The sequence below is a fragment of the Ralstonia sp. UNC404CL21Col genome (assembly GCF_000620465.1).
Lineage (GTDB): Bacteria > Pseudomonadota > Gammaproteobacteria > Burkholderiales > Burkholderiaceae > Ralstonia > Ralstonia flatus.
Map to the genome: position 1 here is coordinate 1 of NZ_JIBE01000001.1, position 3,226 is coordinate 3,226.

At 51.9% G+C, this 3,226-nt stretch carries 2 tRNA genes and 2 rRNA genes; all 4 read left to right on the forward strand.

Annotated elements, in window-relative coordinates:
• Window positions 1-281 precede the first annotated feature (281 nt).
• Window positions 282-1,821 (forward strand): 16S ribosomal RNA (locus N511_RS0100010).
• A 60-nt stretch (window positions 1,822-1,881) separates the two neighbouring features.
• Window positions 1,882-1,958: transfer RNA gene (locus tag N511_RS0100015), tRNA-Ile, on the forward strand.
• 36 nt (window positions 1,959-1,994) lie between these two features.
• Window positions 1,995-2,070: transfer RNA gene (locus tag N511_RS0100020), tRNA-Ala, on the forward strand.
• A gap of 265 nt (window positions 2,071-2,335) precedes the next feature.
• Window positions 2,336-3,226 (forward strand): 23S ribosomal RNA (locus N511_RS0100025); the annotation flags it as partial.

The following is a 3,226-nucleotide window of genomic DNA, read 5'->3' on the forward strand; positions in this document are numbered from 1 at the left end:
GATAAAAATTCTTCGACGAGTTGTTGACAGCGACGAAAAAGCTCTGCATAATCTCGTTTCTCTGCTGCAGACAACGCAGCGACGCGGTGAACAAAGTTGATCGCGAAGTTCTTTAACAAGCAAACAGCCGATAAGTGTGGGCGCTTAATACTGGATGCGGCGGATTTCGATCCGCTAGCTAACAAGTAATGAAGTGCTCGCACAGAAGTAAGGTTTGAACGAAAGTTCAAGTCAGATTCTGAGAGTGAGCGACCGCTCGTAAAGAGCGAAAACAGCAGATTGAACTGAAGAGTTTGATCCTGGCTCAGATTGAACGCTGGCGGCATGCCTTACACATGCAAGTCGAACGGCAGCGGGGGAGAAGCTTGCTTCTCCTGCCGGCGAGTGGCGAACGGGTGAGTAATACATCGGAACGTGCCCTGTAGTGGGGGATAACTAGTCGAAAGATTGGCTAATACCGCATACGACCTGAGGGTGAAAGTGGGGGACCGCAAGGCCTCATGCTATAGGAGCGGCCGATGTCTGATTAGCTAGTTGGTGGGGTAAAGGCCCACCAAGGCGACGATCAGTAGCTGGTCTGAGAGGACGATCAGCCACACTGGGACTGAGACACGGCCCAGACTCCTACGGGAGGCAGCAGTGGGGAATTTTGGACAATGGGCGAAAGCCTGATCCAGCAATGCCGCGTGTGTGAAGAAGGCCTTCGGGTTGTAAAGCACTTTTGTCCGGAAAGAAATGGCTCTGGTTAATACCTGGGGTCGATGACGGTACCGGAAGAATAAGGACCGGCTAACTACGTGCCAGCAGCCGCGGTAATACGTAGGGTCCAAGCGTTAATCGGAATTACTGGGCGTAAAGCGTGCGCAGGCGGTTGTGCAAGACCGATGTGAAATCCCCGAGCTTAACTTGGGAATTGCATTGGTGACTGCACGGCTAGAGTGTGTCAGAGGGGGGTAGAATTCCACGTGTAGCAGTGAAATGCGTAGAGATGTGGAGGAATACCGATGGCGAAGGCAGCCCCCTGGGATAACACTGACGCTCATGCACGAAAGCGTGGGGAGCAAACAGGATTAGATACCCTGGTAGTCCACGCCCTAAACGATGTCAACTAGTTGTTGGGGATTCATTTCCTTAGTAACGTAGCTAACGCGTGAAGTTGACCGCCTGGGGAGTACGGTCGCAAGATTAAAACTCAAAGGAATTGACGGGGACCCGCACAAGCGGTGGATGATGTGGATTAATTCGATGCAACGCGAAAAACCTTACCTACCCTTGACATGCCACTAACGAAGCAGAGATGCATTAGGTGCTCGAAAGAGAAAGTGGACACAGGTGCTGCATGGCTGTCGTCAGCTCGTGTCGTGAGATGTTGGGTTAAGTCCCGCAACGAGCGCAACCCTTGTCTCTAGTTGCTACGAAAGGGCACTCTAGAGAGACTGCCGGTGACAAACCGGAGGAAGGTGGGGATGACGTCAAGTCCTCATGGCCCTTATGGGTAGGGCTTCACACGTCATACAATGGTGCATACAGAGGGTTGCCAAGCCGCGAGGTGGAGCTAATCCCAGAAAATGCATCGTAGTCCGGATCGTAGTCTGCAACTCGACTACGTGAAGCTGGAATCGCTAGTAATCGCGGATCAGCATGCCGCGGTGAATACGTTCCCGGGTCTTGTACACACCGCCCGTCACACCATGGGAGTGGGCTTTACCAGAAGTAGTTAGCCTAACCGCAAGGAGGGCGATTACCACGGTAGGGTTCATGACTGGGGTGAAGTCGTAACAAGGTAGCCGTATCGGAAGGTGCGGCTGGATCACCTCCTTTAAGAGCGTGCATCCGACGTTAGGCGTCCACACTTATCGGTTTGTTTGATGTTACAGCCAAGGGTCTGTAGCTCAGGTGGTTAGAGCACCGTCTTGATAAGGCGGGGGTCGTAGGTTCAAGTCCTACCAGACCCACCAAGTTACGGACGGTGGAAGTTGTACTCTGCCGTGACTGGGGGATTAGCTCAGCTGGGAGAGCACCTGCTTTGCAAGCAGGGGGTCGTCGGTTCGATCCCGTCATCCTCCACCATTACCTTTTGGTTACCAAACGCAAGCATCGACGCTGTGTCGATGGTGTTTGCGTTTGGCCTAGCCAAGACGAGCGTAAAAGTTCGGCTGTTCTTTAACAATATGGAATGTAGTAAAGGTGTCGCGGTGCGTTGATGAGGCGCACATTAAAAACGCGACACTGGGTTGTGATTGTATCAACCAGTATTACCAGAGCAATCGAAAGATTGTCTTGGAATACGGCACAACGCGAGAACTCAGCCTATAGCGAGACATACTCGTTATAGGGTCAAGCGAATAAGTGCATGTGGTGGATGCCTTGGCGATTACAGGCGATGAAGGACGTAGTAGCCTGCGAAAAGCTGCGGGGAGCTGGCAAACGAGCTTTGATCCGCAGATATCCGAATGGGGAAACCCGGCCCGTATGGGTCATCTGTTACTGAATACATAGGTAACAGAAGCGAACGCAGTGAACTGAAACATCTAAGTAGCTGCAGGAACAGAAATCAACCGAGATTCCCAAAGTAGTGGCGAGCGAAATGGGATCAGCCTTGTACTCTTTAGCAGTATTGTTAGCAAAGCGGAATGGAAAGTCCGGCCATAGTGGGTGATAGCCCCGTATGCGAAAACAGTATTGTGGAACTAGGTGTACGACAAGTAGGGCGGGACACGTGAAATCCTGTCTGAAGATGGGGGGACCATCCTCCAAGGCTAAATACTCGTAATCGACCGATAGTGAACCAGTACCGTGAGGGAAAGGCGAAAAGAACCCCGGGAGGGGAGTGAAATAGATCCTGAAACCGCATGCATACAAACAGTCGGAGCCTGGAAACGGGTGACGGCGTACCTTTTGTATAATGGGTCAGCGACTTACATTCAGTGGCAAGCTTAACCGATTAGGGAAGGCGTAGCGAAAGCGAGTCCGAATAGGGCGTTCAGTCGCTGGGTGTAGACCCGAAACCAAGTGATCTATCCATGGCCAGGTTGAAGGTGCGGTAACACGTACTGGAGGACCGAACCCACTAACGTTGAAAAGTTAGGGGATGAGCTGTGGATAGGGGTGAAAGGCTAAACAAACTTGGAAATAGCTGGTTCTCTCCGAAAACTATTTAGGTAGTGCCTCGTGTCTCACCTTCGGGGGTAGAGCACTGTCATGGTTGGGGGGTCTATTGCTGATT